Below are 21,265 nucleotides of genomic sequence, written 5' to 3'. Positions count from 1 at the left end.
AAGTTGCAAAGGGTCTTTATTGTAAAGTTTTGCCAATTTATTTCACTGAATCACATCACTTTACAACAACTTTCCTTCTTCTTTTTCATAGAAAGCATCGACAGAAAGTTGTTTTTGCATCGAAGCCATAACGGCTAATTCATCACATCTTTCATTTTGAATATGATTGTTATGTCCTTTAATCCATTTAAAATTTACTTTGTGTTTTCTATAAACAACTAGAAAACGTTTCCACAAGTCGGAATTTTTCCTATCAACAAAACCTTTTTTCTCCCAACCTAAAACCCATTTTTTCTCTACTGAATCTACTACATATTTAGAATCAGATACCACTAAAACTCTAGTGTTCGGGTTTTTCAATTTTTCGAGACCTACAATTACCCCCAGCAATTCCATTCTATTATTGGTAGTCCGACGAAAACCTTCATAAAATTCTTTCTTATACGGTTTCCCTACCCATTCCATTACTATTCCATAACCACCATTCCCTGGATTTCCTTTGGCAGCGCCATCAGTGTATATATGTACGTCATGTTCCATTTTAGATTTCTAAACTTAGAGATTATTAGATTTTTATAATATTATAATAGCTTTTCTAACAATTTCTCGATTACCTCCGGAAAATATTTTTGTTCTAATTCATGAATTTTTCCGGCCACTTCTTCTGGTGTTTCGTCGCCCGACAAGGCTACCTTTTTTTGAAAAATAATATTACCCTCATCATAATTTTCATCAACAAAATGAATGGTTATTCCTGTTTCCACCTCTTTATTACCAACAATTGCTCTATGGATATACATACCATACATTCCTTTTCCGCCATATTTTGGCAGTAATGCAGGATGAATGTTTATGATCTTATTTGGATAGACTGTAATGATATTTTCGGGAAATTTTAATAAAAATCCTGCTAAAACAATCAAATCAGGCTGGATTTTATTTATTTTATGTAATACAATTCCTTCAATTAATTCATCTTTTGAGAAAATAATGGATGGAACTCCATAGTTTTTTGCTCTTTCAATCACTTGAGCACTTTGGTTATTTGTAAACACCGCTTCGACAGTTCCAATTTCTGTTTTTGCAAAATACTTTATGATATTTTCAGCATTCGTACCCGATCCAGAAGCAAAAATCACAATTTTTTTCATAACCTATCAAATTTTAATTGCACAAAAAAAGGCATAAAAATCGAAAATAAATAACATTGCGACAGCTTTGTTAAAATAAATTTCATAAATTAGATGTCACATTTATTAACTAAATAGTTGTTTTAAAATAAAGTTTTTTATTTTTGCCAACAAATTAAATTCTAAAATTAAAGATTATGTCAGACATTGCATCAAGAGTAAAAGCGATTATCGTAGACAAATTAGGTGTTGACGAAAACGAAGTTGTAACAGAAGCAAGCTTCACTAATGATTTAGGAGCTGACTCATTAGACACTGTTGAGCTTATTATGGAATTCGAAAAAGAATTTGACATTCAAATTCCAGACGATCAAGCAGAAAACATCGCTACTGTAGGTCAAGCAATCTCTTATATCGAGGAAGCTAAAAAATAATAAATTACACACCCGTCTGCAATCTTGCTTACGGGTGTTATTATTTTTTTTAAAATTAAATTCGAGATTGAATTTCAATCAAAACTATATTTATTGTAATACCCATGGCTCTTTCGTAATAGTAATACAGTAAAGAAAGCATGGGTTTTATTTGTTTAAAGATAACAAAAATAAAGAATTTATGGTATTAAGACGAGTTGTTGTAACAGGTTTAGGCGCTCTTACACCCATTGGAAATAACATTGAAGAATATTGGAACGGACTTATTAACGGCGTTAGTGGAGCTGCTCCAATCACTTATTTTGACGCTTCAAAATTTAAAACTCAATTTGCATGCGAATTGAAAAATTTTAATGCTGAAGATTTCTTAGACAGAAAAGAGGCTAGAAAAATGGACCGATATGCACAATACGCAATGGTATCATCTGACGAAGCTGTAAATGATGCAGGTTTCAATTTTGAAAAATTAGATAAAGACAGAGTGGGAGTAATATGGGGATCTGGAATAGGCGGATTAGAAACTTTTCAAATAGAAGTTCTTAATTTTGCTGATGGTGACGGTACCCCAAAATTTAATCCTTTCTTCATCCCTAAAATGATTGCCGATATAGCTGGTGGTCATATTTCAATAAAATATGGCTTTAGAGGACCTAATTTCACAACTGTTTCAGCTTGTGCTTCTTCTACAAATGCTATTATTGATGCTTTCAATTATATTAGATTAGGTCACGCAGATGCTATGGTAACCGGAGGATCTGAAGCTGCCGTTACTATAGCAGGCATGGGTGGATTTAACGCCATGCATGCTTTATCAACAAGAAATGACGATCCAAAAACAGCTTCCAGACCTATGGATAAAGACCGTGATGGATTTGTTTTAGGAGAAGGTGCTGGTGCTCTAGTCCTTGAAGAATACGAACATGCTATTGCTCGTGGCGCAAAAATATATTGCGAAATTGGCGGTGGTGGTATGTCAGCAGATGCCCATCATATTACTGCACCACATCCTGATGGATTAGGTGCTAAAAATGTAATGCTTAACTGCTTGAGAGACGCTGGTTTAAAACCAACCGATGTTGACGGAGTAAATATGCACGGAACTTCAACACCTTTAGGTGATATGGCAGAATCCAAAGCTATACTTCATGTTTTTGGCGATCATGCATATACAATGAATCTAAATTCAACAAAATCCATGACGGGTCATTTACTTGGCGCAGCAGGTGCTGTTGAAACAATTTCTTCAATTCTTTCCATGAAACATGGAATTGTACCACCTACAATAAATCATTTTACAAATGACGAAAGCATTGATTCTAAATTAAATTTTACTTTCAACAAAGCTCAAAAAAGAGAAATGAATGTTGTTATGAGTAATACTTTTGGTTTTGGCGGTCACAATGCTTGTGTATTGGTAAAAAAATTAGAAATCTAATAATTATATATGCGTATAATCAGAAAAATATTTTCAAAATCCCGTTCTCCAGAAGACGGGATTTTTTTTGATTCTATTCAGAAAATCTTGGGTTTCGACCCAGTAAACTTAGACAATTACAAGAAAGCCTTCACGCATCGTTCCTCAAATCGATTAGATGTTTTAGGAAATCCAATTAATTATGAACGATTAGAGTTTTTAGGTGACGCGATGCTAAGCTCCGTAATTGCAGCCCATTTATTTAGCAAAGCGCCCGCTGGAGACGAAGGTTATCTTACTAAAATGCGTTCAAAAATTGTAAGTAGAGAACATTTGAACGAATTAGGGAAAGACCTAAACTTAATACAATACATAGAAAGCAAAGTGCCGATACAGCATTTTGGAGAAAACATACATGGTAATATCTTTGAGTCACTCGTAGGAGCAATTTATCTGGATAGAGGTTATGTATATTGTGAAAAATTCATTCAAAAAAGAGTTATAATTCCTTACGTAGATATCGCTAGACTCGAAGGAAAAGTAATTAGTTATAAAAGTTTGGTAATAGAATGGTGCCAAAAAGAAAAGAAAATATTTCATTATGATATTTTCGAAGATAACGCAATTGATGGTCAGCGTTTATTTGGTGTAAAACTGAGCATTGATGACAAAGTGATTGCAAGAGCAAGAGCAACCTCAAAGAAGAAAGCCGAAGAAAAAGCATCCCAACGCGCTTATTTTGCATTTCAAGAAAAAATGGATAGAAAATAATATCAATTTTCACAAAACTATATCGTTTTCGTTCATAAATTAACAAAAACATCTTATTTTGAGAGGTCTACGCTTCAATAGAAATACTATATTTACATCTTATTTTTTCATGAAATGGCAATTCATAAATTGGATCTTGGCGACTTTGACGAAATAGATTACTATCTCATCGCTATTCATACTTCATTAGAAGACTATAGATTGGCTTATTTTATAAATCAAAAGTTGCCTATAAATTTGAGTAAAAGTAAAAATGAAATTCAAATTAATATAAAGGAAGGAGAGACAAATTTTTCGAGATTTTATTATAATGATGCCGAAAAAGACGTCTCTTGGAATTTGATTCAAAATAAAAATGAAGTGATTCAATATAAAAAAGGGAGCACTTTAAATTTATTTTCAAATGTAATGATGGAAGTTTCAACAAAAGTTTTTTTACTTCCAGAATTTAAAAAAGTAGATTACTTCTTAAAAATAGAAAACAATGAAGATACTATGAATGTATCAAAAATACAGATACTATTAAATACCATAGATAACGTATCAACAGTTTATACGGTTGATACAAATCAAATAAAATCAAAAAACAATTTAATTTTTTAATACAAATGCTTACAAACAAAAAAACAAAAATTGTAGCCACACTTGGGCCCGCATGTAGTACAAGAGAAATCATAAAAGACATGATTGATGCCGGTGTAAATGTATTTAGAGTGAATTTTTCACATGCTGACTACAATGATGTAAAAGAAAAAATAAATATCATACGAGGTCTTAATGAAGAATTTGGCTACACAACTGCAATCTTGGGTGATTTACAAGGACCTAAACTTCGCGTAGGAGTTATGGAAGAAGGCGTAGTTGTACATGACGGTGATTTAATTACATTTACTACTGCCGAAGACATTCTTGGAACAGCTAAGAAAGTATTCATGAAATACCAAAACTTTCCAAATGATGTAAATCCTGGAGAAAGAATTTTGCTTGATGATGGAAAACTTATCTTTGAAATCGTTGAAACTGATAAAAAATCAGAAGTGATAGCAAGAGTAATTCAAGGTGGTGAATTGAAATCAAAAAAAGGTGTAAATCTGCCTAACACAAAAATTTCTCTTCCTGCAATGACTGAGAAAGATATAGCTGATGCTATTTTTGCTATTGGACAAAACGTCGATTGGATTGCACTATCTTTTGTGAAAACACCAAGAGACTTACAAGATTTACAGGAATTAATTGCGCAACATTCTGACTATAAAATTCCAATTATCGCCAAAATAGAAATGCCGGAAGCATTAGAAAATATTGACAAAATTGTTGCATATTGCGATGCTCTGATGGTTGCTCGTGGAGATTTAGGAGTTGAACTTCCTGCACACGAAGTCCCTTTAGTTCAAAAAGAATTGATTCGCAGAGCTAAAACAGCTCGTATTCCTGTTATCGTTGCTACACAAATGATGGAAACAATGATTACTAGCTTAACACCAACACGTGCAGAGGTAAATGATGTTGCAAACTCAGTTATGGATGGTGCAGATGCTGTAATGCTTTCTGGAGAAACTGCCACTGGAAATTATCCTGTTCAAGTTATCCAAAAAATGACTCAAATCATTGAAGCTGTAGAAGACTCTCCGCTAATTCAAGTGCCACAAAACACACCACAGATCAAAACAAAACGTTTTATCACTAAAACAATTTGTCATCATGCAGCAACTATGGCTAACGTCATCAAAGCAAAAGCTATCTGTACATTAACAAATAGTGGCTATACTGCTTTCCAAATTTCGGCCTGGAGACCTAATGCACATATTTTAGTCTTTACTTCCAATAAAAGAATCCTTACACAACTTAATTTATTATGGGGTGTAAAATCCTTCATGTACACAAAAGATGTAAGCACAGATGATACTGTAACTGACATAAACGAAATTGTAAAACAAAAAGGTTTTGTTCAAAAAGGAGATTTCCTTATCAATCTAGCAGCAATGCCAATTAAAGATAAAGGAATGGTTAACACCTTGAGAGTGTCAGAAATAGAATAGTAAAAGCTATTTCATTAAATATTAAAAATCCGTCTCGTTAGATAAATGAGACGGATTTTTTTATTCAATTAATTAATGTAAAACGATTTTCTTCTTAAAAAAATTTAAGATTATTTAAACAATCATCTGCAAAATAAAATTTATATTTGAACAACAAATAACCCTACAAATTATGAGTTTCAATTCTAAAAATCCATTTTTAAACAACAAAACTTTTTCTACTGCAGTTTCAAAAAATGACGAAGTCCATCAAGCTACTATCATTGATTATAACAACGAGATGACTTTGTCTGGCACTATAAATAAAAGTTTAATCTTATTTTTACTTCTTACCGCTTCTGCAACTGTAATTTGGTGGTTGGCATTTAACGGAATGAATCCAATGGTTCCAGCAATTGGCGGTGCTATTGTTGGATTAGTTTTAGTGCTTATTTCTACTTTCAAACCACAGTACTCTCCATATTTAGCTCCAGGATATGCTTTGTTCGAAGGATTATTTATTGGTGGAATTTCAGCAATATTTGAAGCTATGTATCCTGGAATCGTAATTCAAGCCGTAGGCGCCACTTTTGTAACTTTTATGGTTTGCCTTGGATTGTATAAATACAAAATTGTAAAAGTAACAGAGCAATTCAAATCAGTTGTTGTGGCTGCTACATTGGCTATTGCAACGTATTATCTTATATCTTGGGTGTTTTCTATGTTTACCAGTTTTGTTCCCGTGCATTATGGAAACTCAATGATGAGTATTGGAATCAGTATTTTTGTTATTGTAATTGCCGCTTTAAATTTATTTTTAGATTTTGACCGAATAGAAAAAGGAACAGTACAGAAAATGCCAAAATACATGGAATGGTATGGCGCAATGGGATTAATGATTACACTGGTTTGGTTGTATATAGAATTTTTAAGATTACTGTCAAAACTGAACAGTAAAAATTAAAACCATCATCATAATTTATAAAAAGAGAAAACCTTTCCTATTTGGAAAGGTTTTCTCTTTTATGCTGCTTTCTCAAAAGCTATGTAGTGGCTTAACTGCCCTTTAATATTGAAAACTGGAAATCCTTTTATCAAACAGGCATAGACATCTCCATTTTTTTTATAATTCATCACCGTTTTTTCAAAAGGTTGTTGAAGCGATATAGCTGTCCTGATTTCATTCGAAACTGTCAAATCAGTTGCAGAACCTTGAAAAATCTTAGGATTTTTACCCAAAACTTCTGCTTCTGCGTAACCATTCATTTTTATCATATTGTGCGAGGCAAAAACAATATTTAGTTTAGTATCTGTCAAAATTACTACCTCTTCTCTCAATCTTGTTTTCAAATCCCAATTATCATTAATCCATTTACTTTGAGAAGCCAAAGAGTTCAGTTTTTTTAAATCTACAAAAATATTTTTTATTAAACCTAAAAAATCATTATGGAAATTCCAAGAAGACACAGGTACAGTTCTCACACTTAAACCACTGTGATATCTGGCAATAGCCTCTTCATATTCTTTAAAATTATTCATGTCATTTCTTTTTAAAAAACCAAATATAATTTTATTTACAAAAAGAAAGCAACATATTCCAGACTTTAACCATTGTTGAACGAACTGATTAGTTTCTAAAAATCAAATTTTAGCTGCACAACAACAAACTTTTTTTCTTCAGTGTTTAAATTACTGACTGAAATTCCGAGTAAACGAACAGAATCTTTCATCCGCTCTTGATACAACAACCCCTTCACAATTTCTAAAATCAATCCTTTATCTGAAATAAAATAAGGCAACGTTTTACTCCGAGTTTGTTGCGTAAAATCACTGTATTTTATTTTTAAAGTAATTGTTTTACCGGCTACATTGTATCTTTTTAATCTTTTTTCCAATGCCGCGGCAATAATCTCTAATTTCTCAATCATAAAAATTTCAGAAGAAAGATTGACATCAAAAGTGTGTTCAGCAGCAACTGATTTAGTAATTCGGTTAGATTTCACTTCGCTGTTATGAATTCCTCTCACAACATTGTAATAAAAATTTCCAGATTTCCCGAAATGCTTCTCCAGGAATTCCAATGTTTTGTTTTTTAATTCTACTCCGGTAAAAATCCCAAGTTGGTACATTTTTTCAGTGGTTACTTTTCCAACACCATGAAATTTCCGAATAGGCAATTCTTCCAAAAACGAAATTACTTCATGCGGATTGACTGTTTTTTGACCATTTGGTTTGTTGTAATCACTGGCAATTTTAGCCACAAACTTATTCACTGATATTCCTGCTGAGGCCGTCAAGCCCACTTCGTCAAAAATACGCTGTCTTATTTCCTGTGCCAATAACGTAGCACTGGGATTCCCTTTTTTATTATTAGTAACGTCTAAATAAGCCTCATCGAGTGACAATGGCTCAACCAAGTCCGTATATTCATAAAAAATCTTTTGAATTTTACTCGAAATTTCCTTATATCTGTCAAAACGTGGTCGTACAAAAATAAGTTCTGGACAATTTTTTTTGGCCATAACGCCACTAATAGCGCTTCGAACTCCAAATTTTCTGGCTTCATAACTTGCCGCAGCAACAACGCCTCGGTTTTCTGAGCCACCTACAGCTATAGGCTTCCCACGCAATAATGGATTATCCATTTGCTCTACTGAAGCATAGAAAGCATCCATGTCAACGTGTATGATTTTTCTATTTGGAATTAATTCCTGCATCTAAACTGGTTGAATATGTACTGTTTTTTCGAATGATTTAGTAATGCTAAAAATTATTTATGATCTTCCACATGCAAATAATTCTCTACAACTTCCGATTTATTTTTCTTTTCTGTTGGGAAAAAAAAGCTAACGGGTCTCGACTTGAAATGATTCCAAATAGAAACTGTGACAAATCGCAATTCAAATAATGAAATAGCTCTAGAACGAAATGCAAGCCCTAGTGAAAGACTAAAACTTACTATAAAGTTAACCAATCCCATAATACCAATCCCAAAAACACCCCAGAATAACATGGAATTACTTACGGCATAATTAGCGCCATATAAAGCCAAAGCAAGATTTCCGCTACCAAAAGTGATGTGTCTAATATCAAGATTCAACCCTAAAAACAAACCTATAGAGGCAGTACTTCCCATGAATATTCCAAACCAGAAATTTGAAATAATCCCAGCCCATCTTTTTCTATATAATTTAGCTAATTTAATCGTTCTATCTTTCCCCAAACTCCTTTTCAGCAAAGGGTGTTCAGTAATTCGGAAATACACTTGATTGTGCTTATCCCTGTTTGCAATACTTCCGGAGATGATTCCTGATAAAAACAAAAATACTCCGGCAATGGCCGCATGAAATATGGCTAAAGAATGAATAGGACTCAAATCAATAAGTAACCCTTCCCATTTAGTGGCAGCAATATTATACTGAAACGCATAATCAATACCCCAGATTCCAAGTAGCGAAACCGGAAAAGCCATGATCACATTCCCCACAAAAGCGATAAACTGAGACCGAAACACACGTGCAAAAAGAATTGCAAAAGCTTTGTACTTTTCAGCATCTTTGCCTTTTTTTATGACACCTTCCTCTAACGCTTTAATTAAAGCAGAGGCTGTCATTGCCGGTTGTTTTGTCGCCAGCGTAAAACCTAAAAGATAAATAGCAATAAATCCAAAAGCATAATTCATACTGTACAGAAAAGCATGCCCAAAAAAACTTGTATCAGCTTTAGAAAGTAACACTTTAATAATGCATAAAATCCCTACTATAAATCCTCCTCCTAAAGCCGTCCTAAACATCTTGAAATACTCCTGTTTACTCTCGGTGATATAATGCTCCCCGGTTTTAGCTGTATGTTGCGTTATTTCATAGGAAATGAGTTGGGTGCTTTCACCAATAAACTTCCTGACATTATTCTTATAGCAATTGTACTTAATTAAGTGCAGAGCCAATGCAATTCCATTATTTTTTTTATCAGTCCCTTTTTCTATAATTAACAACGAAACTAAAAATTTAAGTCGCACTAATTGCTGTCTAATTTTCAATAAATTTTGATTTACACGAAGCGAAATCCCATATTTTGAACTGTTGTGAAATGCTTTCTCCACAAAGTCTTCACATTGCTTATGTAAAACTAATAACTGCGCATAGGACAAATCATCGGGTTTAATAAAATGATTTTCAGAATTTCTTATTCTGTCTTCAATAAGGAATAATTCCTTTTCAAAAGCTGTAAAAGGGCTTTCGTAATCATCAAATTCCGGCACCATTTTGATAACATCCGTTTCCAAGGCTCGACCACTAATGCGTTGCGTGATTAAATCCATTGCAACTAATACTTCCGATAAAACTGAATTAGGTTCAACACTTTCATAAATTGATTTGAATTTTAAAATTCCATATAATTCTTCCAATTGATTGGATGGAATTTTGTTAATCCAAATGGTATCATTAGCTAAATAGAAAACCTGATTCAAGATATATTCTAAAGTATCTTTTTGGGGCTGATACGGTAAAAATTTAGCGAATATTCTTTTTTTGACTTCAAATATAAAATCTACATCTTGCAGAATAGCAGCATCAGAAAGTATTTTATTGAATTTCTTGTCTTTTAGTATTTCTTTCAGATATATTGAGAATTGTTCCCTACAATAAACATTTTCATTGAAAAAGGAAATGATTTCTTGCAAATTGACCGTTTCCAGATTTTTTATTTTCAAAGGTCTTATCTGCCTAATTAATTCGATTAAAGGTTCTAAATTATCATCTGTTTCACGCCATGATTGACTTTCTCCAAAAAACTTGATAAGTAGTGTTGGAGGTGTTGGCTTAGATTTTACTTTAAAAATTGGCATGTTTAAATTCATTCGGTTTTTGTAAAAATACAAATCGACGCAGTAACTTCCATTAACTTATTCATAAAATAACTGTTAAACTAGATGCAAACTATCCTTTATACACAATTAAGGCACTAAAATATATTCGCTCGAAAACTAATTCATAATATAATTAAGACCATTGTTTTTGATTATACAATCTTAACGGAAGATATTAAAGCCCGAAAATGGAAATATTTGATACCTTTGAGCTTCTGGATTAGCCCAGATAGAAGTGGAAATCTTCGATTAAAAAAAACTATTTTTTCTTTTAAAAAAAGAGCGACCCAAGAAGCTCCTTTTTTAAAAATAGAAAAAAAGTTTTATGATTGAGAAATTGAAACGACTAGCTGGATAAAGCTCCAAAATATTTATAAAAAATGATTGAAATAGAAAGAAAATTTTTAGTTTTAAACGATTCATTCAAAGCTGAAGCTTTCGCACAAAATCATATTGCGCAAGGGTATTTGAGTTCGGCCCCAGAACGTACGGTGCGTGTACGCATAAAAGGCGACAAGGGATATTTGACCATAAAAGGGATTTCGAATGATTCCGGCATGTCCCGTTTTGAATGGGAAAAAGAAATTCCTGTTGCTGAAGCAAAGGAATTACTATTATTATGCGAGAAAGGTGTTATTGATAAAACCCGTTTTGAGGTAAAACAAGGCAATCATGTTTTTGAGGTTGATGAATTTTATGGAGAAAATGAAGGCTTGATTGTCGCTGAAATTGAACTTGATTCTGAAATGGAAACTTTTGAAAAACCAAGTTGGCTGGGTGAAGAAGTAACTAACATCAATCGCTATTACAATGCTTATTTAAGTTCTAATCCATACAAAAACTGGTAATTTAATTACTTAATACCGCTATTGTAACTTGCATTCCTCCGCTGCTTTTATTAGAGGCAATATCCATAAATGCTCGTTTTGAAAGGTCGATTTCTCTTGATTTAACAAATGGTCCTCTATCAGTAATTTCCACAATTACTGATTTTCCATTTTTTTCATTGGTCACTTTTACTTTAGTGCCAAAAGGAAGTTTTTTATGTGCAGCAGTGTATTTATTATTATCAAATTTCCTACCGCTTGTTGTGCGTTTCCCATTAAATTTGTCAGCATAATATGATGCATGTGCTTCTTTTTTATAGATTTTAAATTTCCCTAATGAGGTTATTAAAGAATCTATTTTATTTTCTTGTAATTCAACAGTTGCTTTACCCTTCTTAAGTGTGTCTTTTTGTATTGCTGCTTTTTGTTTTTCTATGATTGAACTTTGGCTGCTGACTAAGCTAATAATTGCAAGTAAAAAAAATAATGTTATTGCTTTTTTCATATATATTGTATTAGTTAAATCTATTTTACAAAAACCATACCTAGATAAAAAAAGCCCTATTTCTAGAGCTTTAATTGGTTTTTAAAACCAAATTTTCCATGGAATCCTACTTAAAATAAGCACTAATCCTAAACCATAAAAAATAGAGAAAGTTTTGAATTTTGATTCACTAGCTATTATTTTTTTATGTTTTGACCAGCCTATAGTGATTAAAACAATTGCAATAATATTTATTAAAGGATGTTCTAAAGCAAGTAGCCTGCTTTCAGTTGTTAATCCACCCATTCCTACTGCTTTTATCATATTTAACCCATTTGGAGATACGAAATATAAAATCAACCCAACTAATAATTGAGTATGAATTGCTATTAATGCAAATAATGCAATTTTTCTGTCTTTCGAAGTAAAATCTTTTTTAGAAGACAATCCAATAAAGGAATTAACAACTGCAATCACTAATACTAAAAGTGCTAAATAGCCCCAACCTGAATGGAATTTTTGAATAATATCGTACATAAATACTGTTTTTGTTTTAACAAATATAAGAAAAAAAGGCATAAAAAAACCACGTCTTTCAACGTGGTTTTTAACATTAAATATATTGAATCTATTTTCCAAAAATATATCTCAAAGTAAACTGTGCTTGCCAAACATCAAACGTTGATGCATTTTTCTGGAAAGTGTCTTTGATTAAAACTCTGCTTCCATTAGGCTCAACTTGAGTTGCCAATTGATAAAAAGGAACATTTGCAGTAGTAGTTCTATAATTTAAAACGTTTGCATTAGTAACTCTTTGGGAAATACCCCAATCTTTATTAATAAAATTAGTAAAGTTTAAGATATCAGCTCTGAACTGGAAATTATTCTTTTTACCTGCAATTGTAATATAAAAATCTTGAGTTGCTGATAAATCTAACCTATGTAACATTGGAAGAACTCCACCATTTCTCTCTACATACATTCCTCTTCTTGTAGAAAGGTACTTGTCTTGGTCAATGTATTGATCAAACGCGGCAACTTGTTGTGCCGGTGTAAAAACTACTACATTCCCAGCTGGAGTTCCTCTTAAAGAAGAGTTTAAATCCGCAGCTATAATATTCGTAAAACGAATGTCCGATGCTTGAACAGGAACATATATCAAATCATTATTGTTTACTCTGTCTCCATTCATATCACCTCCATAAGAGTAAGAAAATGGTCCAGCTTGCTCACCAATATATCCTAAGTTGATTGAAGTGGCAGCTCCTACATTTTTACCGTATTCGATTTTGTATCCTAAAATACCAACTAATCTGTGTGGTGTATTATTGTTAGACAATGCTAGTGGTAAGTCATTATTTCCATTTACAGATCTAGCACCGGTCCAAGAACCAGATGCAATAGAGCCAGGAGATAATAAATCATTAGCGCTAGAGTGTGTGTATGCAAATGATCCCCAAAGACCTTTTTTGTAAGGATACTCTAATTTAAAAGTTGTAGAATAAAAAGTTCCTTTATCAGTATTAGTTAAAACAACTGCACTAGAAACATTATCATTTACACGAACACCTGCGTCTGTACGAGCATATCTTGGTCTGTTATCCGGACCACTGAAAGTTCCTACTGGAGCATCAAAATTAGCATTATAATAATCGATAGCATTTATGTTTCTTTGAAAAATACCTTCAACAGTTGCTACAAAACCAAAAGGAAGTTTTTGATCAACTGCAATGTTAGTTTTCCATACTTGAGGGAATTTAAATTTTTTGTCTGAGAAAGCCAACTCAAAAGTTGTAGGAAGAGTTGGAGTATCAGGTATGAAATAATCATTAGGATTTGGAGTAAAACCATACCCACCTGAAGCTAGTGCAGCTCCACTAACATCAACAAAACCAGTAAGTACACCATTATTTCCAATAGCATTAGACAAGTAAACAGATGGTGCTCTTCCTGTAAACACACCACTACCTCCACGAAGAAGCGTAGATGAATCTCCATTTAAGTCTAAGTTAAAACCAACTCTAGGCTCAAATAAATATTGTGTTTCAGGCATAACCCCTGTATTAAATTTTTCTCCTTGAGCAAACGTTAGCGCAGTAACTGCCGGGTTTTCAAGAGCGGTATCAGCAAACCATACTGATGTTGCGCGAAGACCTACTGTCAATTTAAATCTATCGGTCAATTTCATTTCATCTTGCACATACAAATCAAGTTTATTAGACTTGAATATTTGCAAAGGTTCTTGAGCACCCGGTAAAGCTGAATATCTAAATTGCAATCTAGCCGGAAGTGCCGTTGTTGAAGGAATACCTCCTGTGTTAGCTGATTGATTAGCAGCTGCGTAAAAATCATTCAATGAATTAAAAGTATAAACACCATTAGATCCGGAGAAAAACAAGTTACTTGATTTAAAATACTCAAAATTAGCTCCAAACAATAAAGAGTGTTTTCCTATTGTTTTTGTTAAATTATTAGTAAAGTGCAATGTAGAATAGGAAAGTTTATTCCCTTGTGTAAATGGATCTAAACCAGCTGATATAGCTGTTGTAGCCCCATCTAATATATCAATAGTTGGGAACAACCCACCACCTTGTAAAGCTCTGTCTTCTATTTGTTTATCATAACCTGCGATGAAGTTATTATACCAAGAATTACTTAATTTACTATTTAATTCTAAAACAGCAGATCTAGTGTTGTCTTGTATCACATAACCACTATTCTTGAAAGACATTGCTAGTGGACTAGTTCTTCTGTTACCAAAACCTAAAGAATTAGAATTAGAAGTCAATTCATCCGAATTAGAATCATGATGCACATAACGAACTGTTATTTGATGATTATCGTTAATATTCCAGTCAACTCTTGCTAAGAATTTTTTAGAAATCCTTTCAGCATCATAATTCTCCCACGGTCCAGTTGTATAGTTAAACTTTTCTTGTAAAAAATTAGAAAGAGTTTGCATCTGTTCAAAAGTAGGTCTAGAAACCTGAGCACTAGGCTGTGGAGATCCTGTAGAAGTCCAAGTAGTTGCTGGGCTTATGTTTTCTAAAGTTTCAAAATTTCCAAAGAAAAATAATTTGTCTTTAATGATTGGCGCCCCAATTCTAGCTCCCCAAATTTTTTCTTCAAATTTCCCAGGAATTATAACGTTTTCTCCAGCTTTAGTTCCAATAAAATCTTTTTTATTACTACGGAATGAATTATAAACCGATCCTTCAACTTCATTTGTTCCACTTTTAGTAACTGCATTTATTCCAGATCCTAAAAACCCTGACTGTCTTACATCATAAGGCGCAATACTTACTTGCAATTGTTCAATAGCATCTAAAGAAATGGCTGTTGAACCTGTTCTACCTCCTGCTTGTGAATCACTTCCTAAACCAAATCCATTGTTAAAAACAGAACCATCAATAGTAAAGTTATTTAATCTTGAATCCTGTCCTCCAAAAGTACCATTACTTCCCGCATTAGCGTTGTATTTTGTGATAGAATTTATTGAGCGAGCTCCAGTTACGGGAACTGCAGTAATCTCTCTATTAGAAAACTGTTGAGAAGCTCCAGTTCTTCCTTTATTGAATGCTCCATTAGATTTTGTTGAAACTACAACAACTTCTTTAAGTAGATTAGATTCTTCTTCAACAACAACATTTACTGTTAAGCTGTTTCCAAGAGGAGCATTAATTTCTGTGATTTCTGTTGTTTTGTAACCAACATAAGTAACTCTAACTGTATACGGACCTCCAGGTCTAATACCTTGTACCGCATATCTTCCATTACCATCAGTAGTAGAAAAATATTTCGTTCCTGTAGGTTTGTGCACAACCTCAACTGTAGCTCCTGGCAGAGTCTCTCCAGCGTTAGATTTAACAGCTCCAGACATAGCAGAGCTAGTAACCTGCGAATGACCTACAACTGATAAAAAAATAATCAAAATAAAAATAATTCTTTTCATTTTTGTTTTTCTGTTTAGTTTATTAATGTTTGGCAAAAATATAACATTTTTAGTTTAAAAAGTTAACACAACGTTAAGAAAAGCATATTTTCAAACAGGTTTTTTACCTTAAATTTATTTTGGGTGTTTTTTTATTAAAAAATATAATTATTAATTATTCTAGTGGTTTTTTGTTACTATTTTAACGTAAAACGTAAAAATAAATTTAAGCAAAATTCGGGGCTATTTTTGGAAAAACAACTATAAGAGAGCAACTTATAAATAAAAAGCCCTGATTTAGATAAAATCAGGGCTTTAGACTTCTTTTTAAATATTAAAAAAGGTACTACATTTTTAAATTGTAAAAAAAATTATAAAATTGTAAAAACAAACAGCATAAATTACTCTATTTATTCATCAGAAAATGATTCAATAAGTAAGTAGTAGAACTGTCATGATTTTTGACCATTTTAGTATTAATTTCATCCAAAATAGAATTAGCTAATTGTTTTCCTAACTCAACACCCCATTGATCAAAACTAAAAATATTCCAGATAATTCCTTGCACAAAAATCTTGTGTTCATACAAAGCTATCAAAGAACCTAATGTTTTTGGAGATAATTTCTGGATTAAAATAGTATTAGTAGGCTTATTACCGGTGAAAACTTTAAACGGTAAAAGAAATTTAGCTCTTTCTGTTGAAACTCCTTGTTTATCAAATTCCGCCTGAACTTGTTCTCCAGATTTCCCATGCATCAAAGCCTCTGTCTGCGCAAAAAAGTTAGACATTAGTTTATCGTGATGATCATTATCGCCATATAAAGGAGTTATAAACCCAATAAAATCCGCAGGAATTAATTTGGTGCCTTGGTGAATTAACTGAAAAAAGGCATGCTGAGCATTCGTTCCTGGCTCTCCCCAAATGATAGTTCCCGTTTGATAATTTACCGGCTTTCCATCACGACCCACACTTTTACCATTGCTCTCCATTGTTCCTTGCTGTAAATAAGGAGCTAATTTTTGTAAATATTGTGTGTAAGGAATTAAAGCTTCACTTTCGGCACCGAAAAAATTATTGTACCAAACACTCAATAAAGCTAATATTACAGGCATATTTTTGTCGAAATCAGCTGTCTTAAAATGTTCGTCCATTTCATTGGCTCCTTCCAATAATTCATCAAAATTATCGTATCCAACAGCTAAGCTTATTGTAAGCCCAACAGCACTCCACAAAGAGAACCTTCCACCAACCCAATCCCACATAGGGAATACATTATCAGGATTTATCCCAAACTCTGTTACTTTGTAGATATTGGTTGAAACCGCAACAAAATGCTTAGCCACATCTTCTTGAGTAGCTGATTCTAAAAACCATTTTCTGATAGTTTCAGAATTAGTAAGCGTTTCTTGTGTGGTAAATGTTTTAGAAACAATCACAAAGAGAGTCGTTTCTGGATTTAATTTTTTTATAATCTCATTCACATGATCGCCATCCACATTTGAAACAAAATGAACGTTAAGATGATTTTTATAAAATTGCAAAGCCTCAACAGCCATAACAGGACCCAAATCCGAACCTCCTATACCTATATTAACTACATCCGTGAACGGTTTTCCCGTGTAACCAGTTCTTTCACCCGAAGTAACTTCATTAGTAAATGCTTTTATTTTACTTTTTACTTCATAAACTTCAGAAACCACATTATCTCCATCAACATTAATAACTGCTGATTCTTTGGCTCGCAATGCGGTATGAAGCACCGCTCTATTTTCGGTTTGATTGATTATTGCACCATCAAAATAATCAGCAATAGCACTTTTTAGTCCCACCTCATCCGCTAATTCTAATAATAAATGAAGCGTTTCTTGAGTGATAATATTTTTTGAATAGTCAATTAAAAAATCATTCCATTTCAAATTGAATTTTTCAGTTCTAGTTGCGTCCAATTGAAATAATTCTTGCATTGAAGCTTTTTGCATTTCGTTGTAATGCATTTCAAGTTTCTTCCAAGCGCTCGTTTCTGTTGGGTTTATTGTATTTAAAGCCATTTATTAGGTAGTTTGTAGTATTATTTAAATTTGGCAAAAATACTGAAATTAGTTTTAATGCTAAATGAGTTTACGATTATATAACAATTTAGCAGGAAAAACACTAAATAGTGCCCATACCAGAATCAGCTTAGTGTTTCTATTTTGATGTCTAAAAATCTTTTTAGCTTATTTGTAGGCGCAGAATTATAAATTAGCAACGCTATCTAATTGGAATTTTAACGGAGTTATTTGTTTAATAAAACGATTTTTATTATTTCCAGTCATAGGTTCGCCAGTTGGCAATTTTAATCGCAATGCATCAACCTGCACGCCATTTTTCCAAAATCGATAACATACATGCGGGCCAGTTGCCAAACCTGTGCTTCCTACTAAACCGATAACCTGTCCTTGACTTACACGTTGCCCTCGTCTCACTAATATTTTTGACATGTGCAAGTATTGTGTCGAATAGGTCCCATTGTGTTTCACCTTTACAAAATTCCCGTTTCCGGCAGTAAAACCACTTTGTCCCACAACTCCTCCTGCGGTTGCAGTAATAGGAGTACCGCGTGGTGCTGCATAATCCGTTCCTTTATGTGCTTTCCATCTGTGTTGAACAGGATGAAACCTACTGGTTGAAAATCTAGAGGATATTCTACTGAATTTTATTGGAGACTTAAGAAAGAAATTTTTCAAGGTTTTTCCATCTTCATCATAATATTCTATTTTGTCTGAATCCGGATTTTGGGCAAAAGGAAATGCATAAATAATTTTTCCCTTGTATTCAAAAAAGGAAGCTTCCAGTTCTTCTACACCGTCATAAACAGTGTCATTTATGAATCGCTCCGTAAAAGTTATCGCAAAACGATCTCCTTTTTTGAGTTTCATAAAATCGATAGAATAGGCGTAAATTTTAGAGATTTTACTTGCCAATGCTCCTTCAATCTTGGCATTTCCCAAGGTTTCTGATAACGATTCTTTCAAAACCCCACCAATGGTGCGACGTTTAATCGTAATGGGTTTTGTTTTTTTATAAGCAACAACAGCCGTGTCACGTAAATCAACTACATAATAGTTTAACGCATCCGGCTGATAGATAAAAAACTGTAAATCATTCTTTTTATTTTTTGACCGAAGCATAGTAAAAGGCTTATCTATTCTGATGGTTCTCACATCAAAAGTGTCTTTTACTTTAGCGATAATATCATATACTTCGCGCTCTCCAATATTTTGTGCTTCAAGTAAAGTCCCAAAAGTATCTCCCTTTTGTACAGTATCCTGAACAACATTAAAATCAGAATATTTAAACCCAAACTCTATCTTCTTAACTGCTGGTTTAATAATTTCTTTTTCTAGAATCTCATCAGATTTATTACAAGAACTCAAAGAAAATAATACTATAAATACTAATAATACTTGTTTCAAACTATGTTTTTTTATTCAAATTATTTTTCTTCTCCCCAATGTAAGAGTTCTTCTACCGACCATAATTCCGGAAAAAATATTCTGCGCTGGTACTTTGGATGCATGTACTTTTTCCAGTCACTTCCTCCTGTCGCTTCACCATCTCCTTTACCGCTCTGATCTATATATTTCTTTGCCGTATTTAAATGTTGCATTACCCAAGTAATATTCACTGTATGGTCATAATGACGCATCGCTAAAATTAACTCTGGATTTTTTTGATCTAAATCTGGAAGTTGTTTGAATTTTTGCCAAATATTTATGGTGTTATATTCTTCCATATGATTCAGGAACATCTTCTTGTATTTTCTTTCGAATTCCTCCAATAAAAACGATTTTTTACCCGTATGATAATTTTTTCCGGCTGCTTGCCAATACAAATGCTCCAATGCAAATTCATAAGGCGTATTCCTGTCTATTGAATTTCTATAACGGTGATCAATAAGATTTATTAGGTCTGTAGAGGAAAATTCTATTAAACGGTATTGTGCGCTTTGAAAACCGCTGGCAGGTGTTAGCGTATTTCTAAATTTCATATATTGATCTACTTCCATTCCGTCTCCCATAATGCTAAAAGAAGTCGTTAGCATATCAAAATAACGGCTAATTCTCATTAACCTTTCAGTAAAAAAATCAGTTTCAATATTTTCACAATAGGAAATTTGGCGCATTTCCCAAAGTATCATCTTAAATATAAGCTCATTCACTTGATGGTACATAATAAAAACCATCTCATCAGGAAGCGTTGTTCTTTGAACTTGAAGACTTAACAATGCATCTGTTTGTATATAATCCCAATACGTAATTGGTTTTGACCATAATAATCCTTCCAGTTGCGTCTCTGTTTTTTGATTTATTGCTTGGTATTTTATTTCAATTTCTTTTAAAATCCCTTCTGAACTATCAATATTATTCATTATTTATTTGTTTTAAAAGGATACTTCAATCCTCTATATGCATCTATATCTGCTTTTATTGAACCTACTGCCAAGCTGGCTTTTATTCTTATTGGTAATTTATTATCATCGTCTGAAATCCAAACGGTAAGACTTTCTTGTTCTTTAAAAACACGTCCTGATTGTACCAAAGGTCTAAAAACCATCGTTGATACCACCCCAAATTTAGTTGCAATGTTTTCACGACCTATAAACTTAAGTTTAAATTTTGTCGTTTCATCATCAAAAAACATATCAATCGCAACAGACTCTCCAATTTTTAACTTATCGATTCCAGGATAATTCCTTAGATAATAAAAGGTAGACAAAATGTCTTGTGTGTTCTTAGGAACGTAAATTGTTTTCTCTGTTTTATGTTTGTAATCTTTGACAAGAACTTTATTAGTAGACTGATTAAAAAAGCCTTCTTGGTTTTTAGTATACCCGCCTTCATTAATTTTTCGGACAAACTGATATGGATTTCTGGTATCCTTATCAATATAACTTTCGTATAAATCGTCTACTTTAAAGAAAAATCGAGACATTCCGGTAGTATATCCTCTACCTACAACATGAAACGTTTTTTTGTTATTTACTGCAGCATCTTTCACCTCTAATGTAGCGTAACCGGCATTTACTATTCCATAATGAATGCGAAATTTAAACCACTCACCCACGTCATAAGCATCCTCTTTTGGAGAATCAAAACTTACGGTCAATATCACTACAAAGAATAGTATTATTTTTTTCATCATTACTTTATTCGTCAATTTATTGACTCTAACAGCAAATTTTGTTCCAAATATATTAAAACAAAAAAACTCAGTCAAATAATGACTGAGTTTTTATGCTATTAACTAACCAAAAAACTATAAACTATGAAATTTATATGAAATCAGGAAGGAAACCACCCCTTCCCTTTTTGCGAGTGCAAAGGTAACTAACAAATTCAGTT

The 21,265-nt window shown here is 32.8% G+C and carries 19 protein-coding genes; 7 read left to right on the top strand and 12 right to left on the bottom strand.

Annotated elements, in window-relative coordinates:
• Positions 1–60: 60 nt before the first annotated feature.
• Complete coding sequence (rnhA, locus tag ACNQF6_RS01825; protein ID WP_417962694.1) at positions 61–540, bottom strand: ribonuclease HI; 480 nt, start codon at positions 538–540, stop codon at positions 61–63.
• A 41-nt stretch (positions 541–581) separates the two neighbouring features.
• Positions 582–1,151 (bottom strand): phosphoribosylglycinamide formyltransferase, encoded by a 570-nt coding sequence (purN, locus tag ACNQF6_RS01820; protein ID WP_417962692.1) that lies wholly within the window; start codon positions 1,149–1,151, stop codon positions 582–584.
• Between the two features lie 176 nt (positions 1,152–1,327).
• On the opposite strand from purN, the gene ACNQF6_RS01815 reads away from it, so the two are divergent.
• The 6 genes from ACNQF6_RS01815 to ACNQF6_RS01790 all read left to right on the top strand — a co-directional run bounded on the left by ACNQF6_RS01815 (position 1,328) and on the right by ACNQF6_RS01790 (position 6,731).
• Positions 1,328–1,564: an acyl carrier protein gene (locus tag ACNQF6_RS01815; RefSeq protein ID WP_007137004.1), complete on the top strand. Its 237-nt coding sequence runs from the start codon at positions 1,328–1,330 to the stop codon at positions 1,562–1,564.
• Positions 1,565–1,745: 181 nt separating this feature from the next.
• Positions 1,746–2,999 (top strand): beta-ketoacyl-ACP synthase II, encoded by a 1,254-nt coding sequence (gene fabF / locus ACNQF6_RS01810; RefSeq protein ID WP_417962690.1) that lies wholly within the window; start codon positions 1,746–1,748, stop codon positions 2,997–2,999.
• A 9-nt stretch (positions 3,000–3,008) separates the two neighbouring features.
• A complete protein-coding gene (locus tag ACNQF6_RS01805; protein WP_417962688.1) occupies positions 3,009–3,749 on the top strand; it encodes a ribonuclease III family protein in 741 nt (246 codons plus the stop codon).
• Between the two features lie 114 nt (positions 3,750–3,863).
• Positions 3,864–4,352 (top strand): IPExxxVDY family protein, encoded by a 489-nt coding sequence (locus tag ACNQF6_RS01800; protein WP_417962686.1) that lies wholly within the window; start codon positions 3,864–3,866, stop codon positions 4,350–4,352.
• A 5-nt stretch (positions 4,353–4,357) separates the two neighbouring features.
• Complete coding sequence (gene pyk / locus ACNQF6_RS01795; RefSeq protein WP_417962684.1) at positions 4,358–5,788, top strand: pyruvate kinase; 1,431 nt, start codon at positions 4,358–4,360, stop codon at positions 5,786–5,788.
• A 172-nt stretch (positions 5,789–5,960) separates the two neighbouring features.
• Entirely contained in the window at positions 5,961–6,731 is a 771-nt protein-coding gene (locus tag ACNQF6_RS01790) for a Bax inhibitor-1/YccA family protein (protein ID WP_417962682.1), read from the top strand.
• Between the two features lie 59 nt (positions 6,732–6,790).
• On the opposite strand, the gene ACNQF6_RS01785 is transcribed toward ACNQF6_RS01790, so the two are convergent.
• The 3 genes from ACNQF6_RS01785 to ACNQF6_RS01775 all read right to left on the bottom strand — a co-directional run bounded on the left by ACNQF6_RS01785 (position 6,791) and on the right by ACNQF6_RS01775 (position 10,628).
• A complete protein-coding gene (locus tag ACNQF6_RS01785; protein ID WP_282711050.1) occupies positions 6,791–7,306 on the bottom strand; it encodes a PAS domain-containing protein in 516 nt (171 codons plus the stop codon).
• Between the two features lie 95 nt (positions 7,307–7,401).
• Positions 7,402–8,484 carry a DNA polymerase IV gene (dinB, locus tag ACNQF6_RS01780; protein ID WP_417962680.1) on the bottom strand — a complete coding sequence of 361 codons (1,083 nt, stop codon included), beginning with the start codon at positions 8,482–8,484 and terminating at the stop codon, positions 7,402–7,404.
• 53 nt (positions 8,485–8,537) lie between these two features.
• Positions 8,538–10,628: a recombinase gene (locus tag ACNQF6_RS01775; RefSeq protein ID WP_417962678.1), complete on the bottom strand. Its 2,091-nt coding sequence runs from the start codon at positions 10,626–10,628 to the stop codon at positions 8,538–8,540.
• A 389-nt stretch (positions 10,629–11,017) separates the two neighbouring features.
• Here ACNQF6_RS01775 and ACNQF6_RS01770 point away from each other — a divergent pair, with 389 nt between their 5' ends.
• Positions 11,018–11,485 (top strand): CYTH domain-containing protein, encoded by a 468-nt coding sequence (locus ACNQF6_RS01770; protein WP_417962676.1) that lies wholly within the window; start codon positions 11,018–11,020, stop codon positions 11,483–11,485.
• Between the two features lies 1 nt (position 11,486).
• Here the strand turns inward: ACNQF6_RS01770 and ACNQF6_RS01765 are convergent, their stop codons facing one another.
• From ACNQF6_RS01765 to ACNQF6_RS01735, 7 genes are all read right to left on the bottom strand, one after another.
• Complete coding sequence (locus ACNQF6_RS01765) at positions 11,487–11,969, bottom strand: septal ring lytic transglycosylase RlpA family protein (protein WP_417962674.1); 483 nt, start codon at positions 11,967–11,969, stop codon at positions 11,487–11,489.
• Between the two features lie 81 nt (positions 11,970–12,050).
• Positions 12,051–12,485 carry a hypothetical protein gene (locus ACNQF6_RS01760; protein ID WP_417962673.1) on the bottom strand — a complete coding sequence of 145 codons (435 nt, stop codon included), beginning with the start codon at positions 12,483–12,485 and terminating at the stop codon, positions 12,051–12,053.
• A gap of 91 nt (positions 12,486–12,576) precedes the next feature.
• Positions 12,577–15,900: a TonB-dependent receptor gene (locus ACNQF6_RS01755; protein WP_417962671.1), complete on the bottom strand. Its 3,324-nt coding sequence runs from the start codon at positions 15,898–15,900 to the stop codon at positions 12,577–12,579.
• A 385-nt stretch (positions 15,901–16,285) separates the two neighbouring features.
• Positions 16,286–17,929, bottom strand: coding sequence for a glucose-6-phosphate isomerase (gene pgi / locus ACNQF6_RS01750; RefSeq protein ID WP_417962669.1), 1,644 nt, complete (start codon positions 17,927–17,929; stop codon positions 16,286–16,288).
• Positions 17,930–18,115: 186 nt separating this feature from the next.
• Entirely contained in the window at positions 18,116–19,336 is a 1,221-nt protein-coding gene (locus tag ACNQF6_RS01745; RefSeq protein ID WP_417962667.1) for a M23 family metallopeptidase, read from the bottom strand.
• 20 nt (positions 19,337–19,356) lie between these two features.
• Complete coding sequence (locus ACNQF6_RS01740) at positions 19,357–20,292, bottom strand: tryptophan 2,3-dioxygenase family protein (RefSeq protein ID WP_417962665.1); 936 nt, start codon at positions 20,290–20,292, stop codon at positions 19,357–19,359.
• A complete protein-coding gene (locus ACNQF6_RS01735) occupies positions 20,292–21,062 on the bottom strand; it encodes a DUF3108 domain-containing protein (RefSeq protein WP_417962986.1) in 771 nt (256 codons plus the stop codon). Before ACNQF6_RS01735 ends, ACNQF6_RS01740 begins: the two co-directional genes overlap by 1 nt.
• Positions 21,063–21,265 lie beyond the last annotated feature (203 nt).

The organism is Flavobacterium pasteuri, assembly GCF_048286615.1.
Classification (GTDB): domain Bacteria; phylum Bacteroidota; class Bacteroidia; order Flavobacteriales; family Flavobacteriaceae; genus Flavobacterium.
The sequence above is the reverse complement of the archived record's forward strand: the minus strand, read 5'-3'. Positions and strand labels throughout refer to the sequence as shown.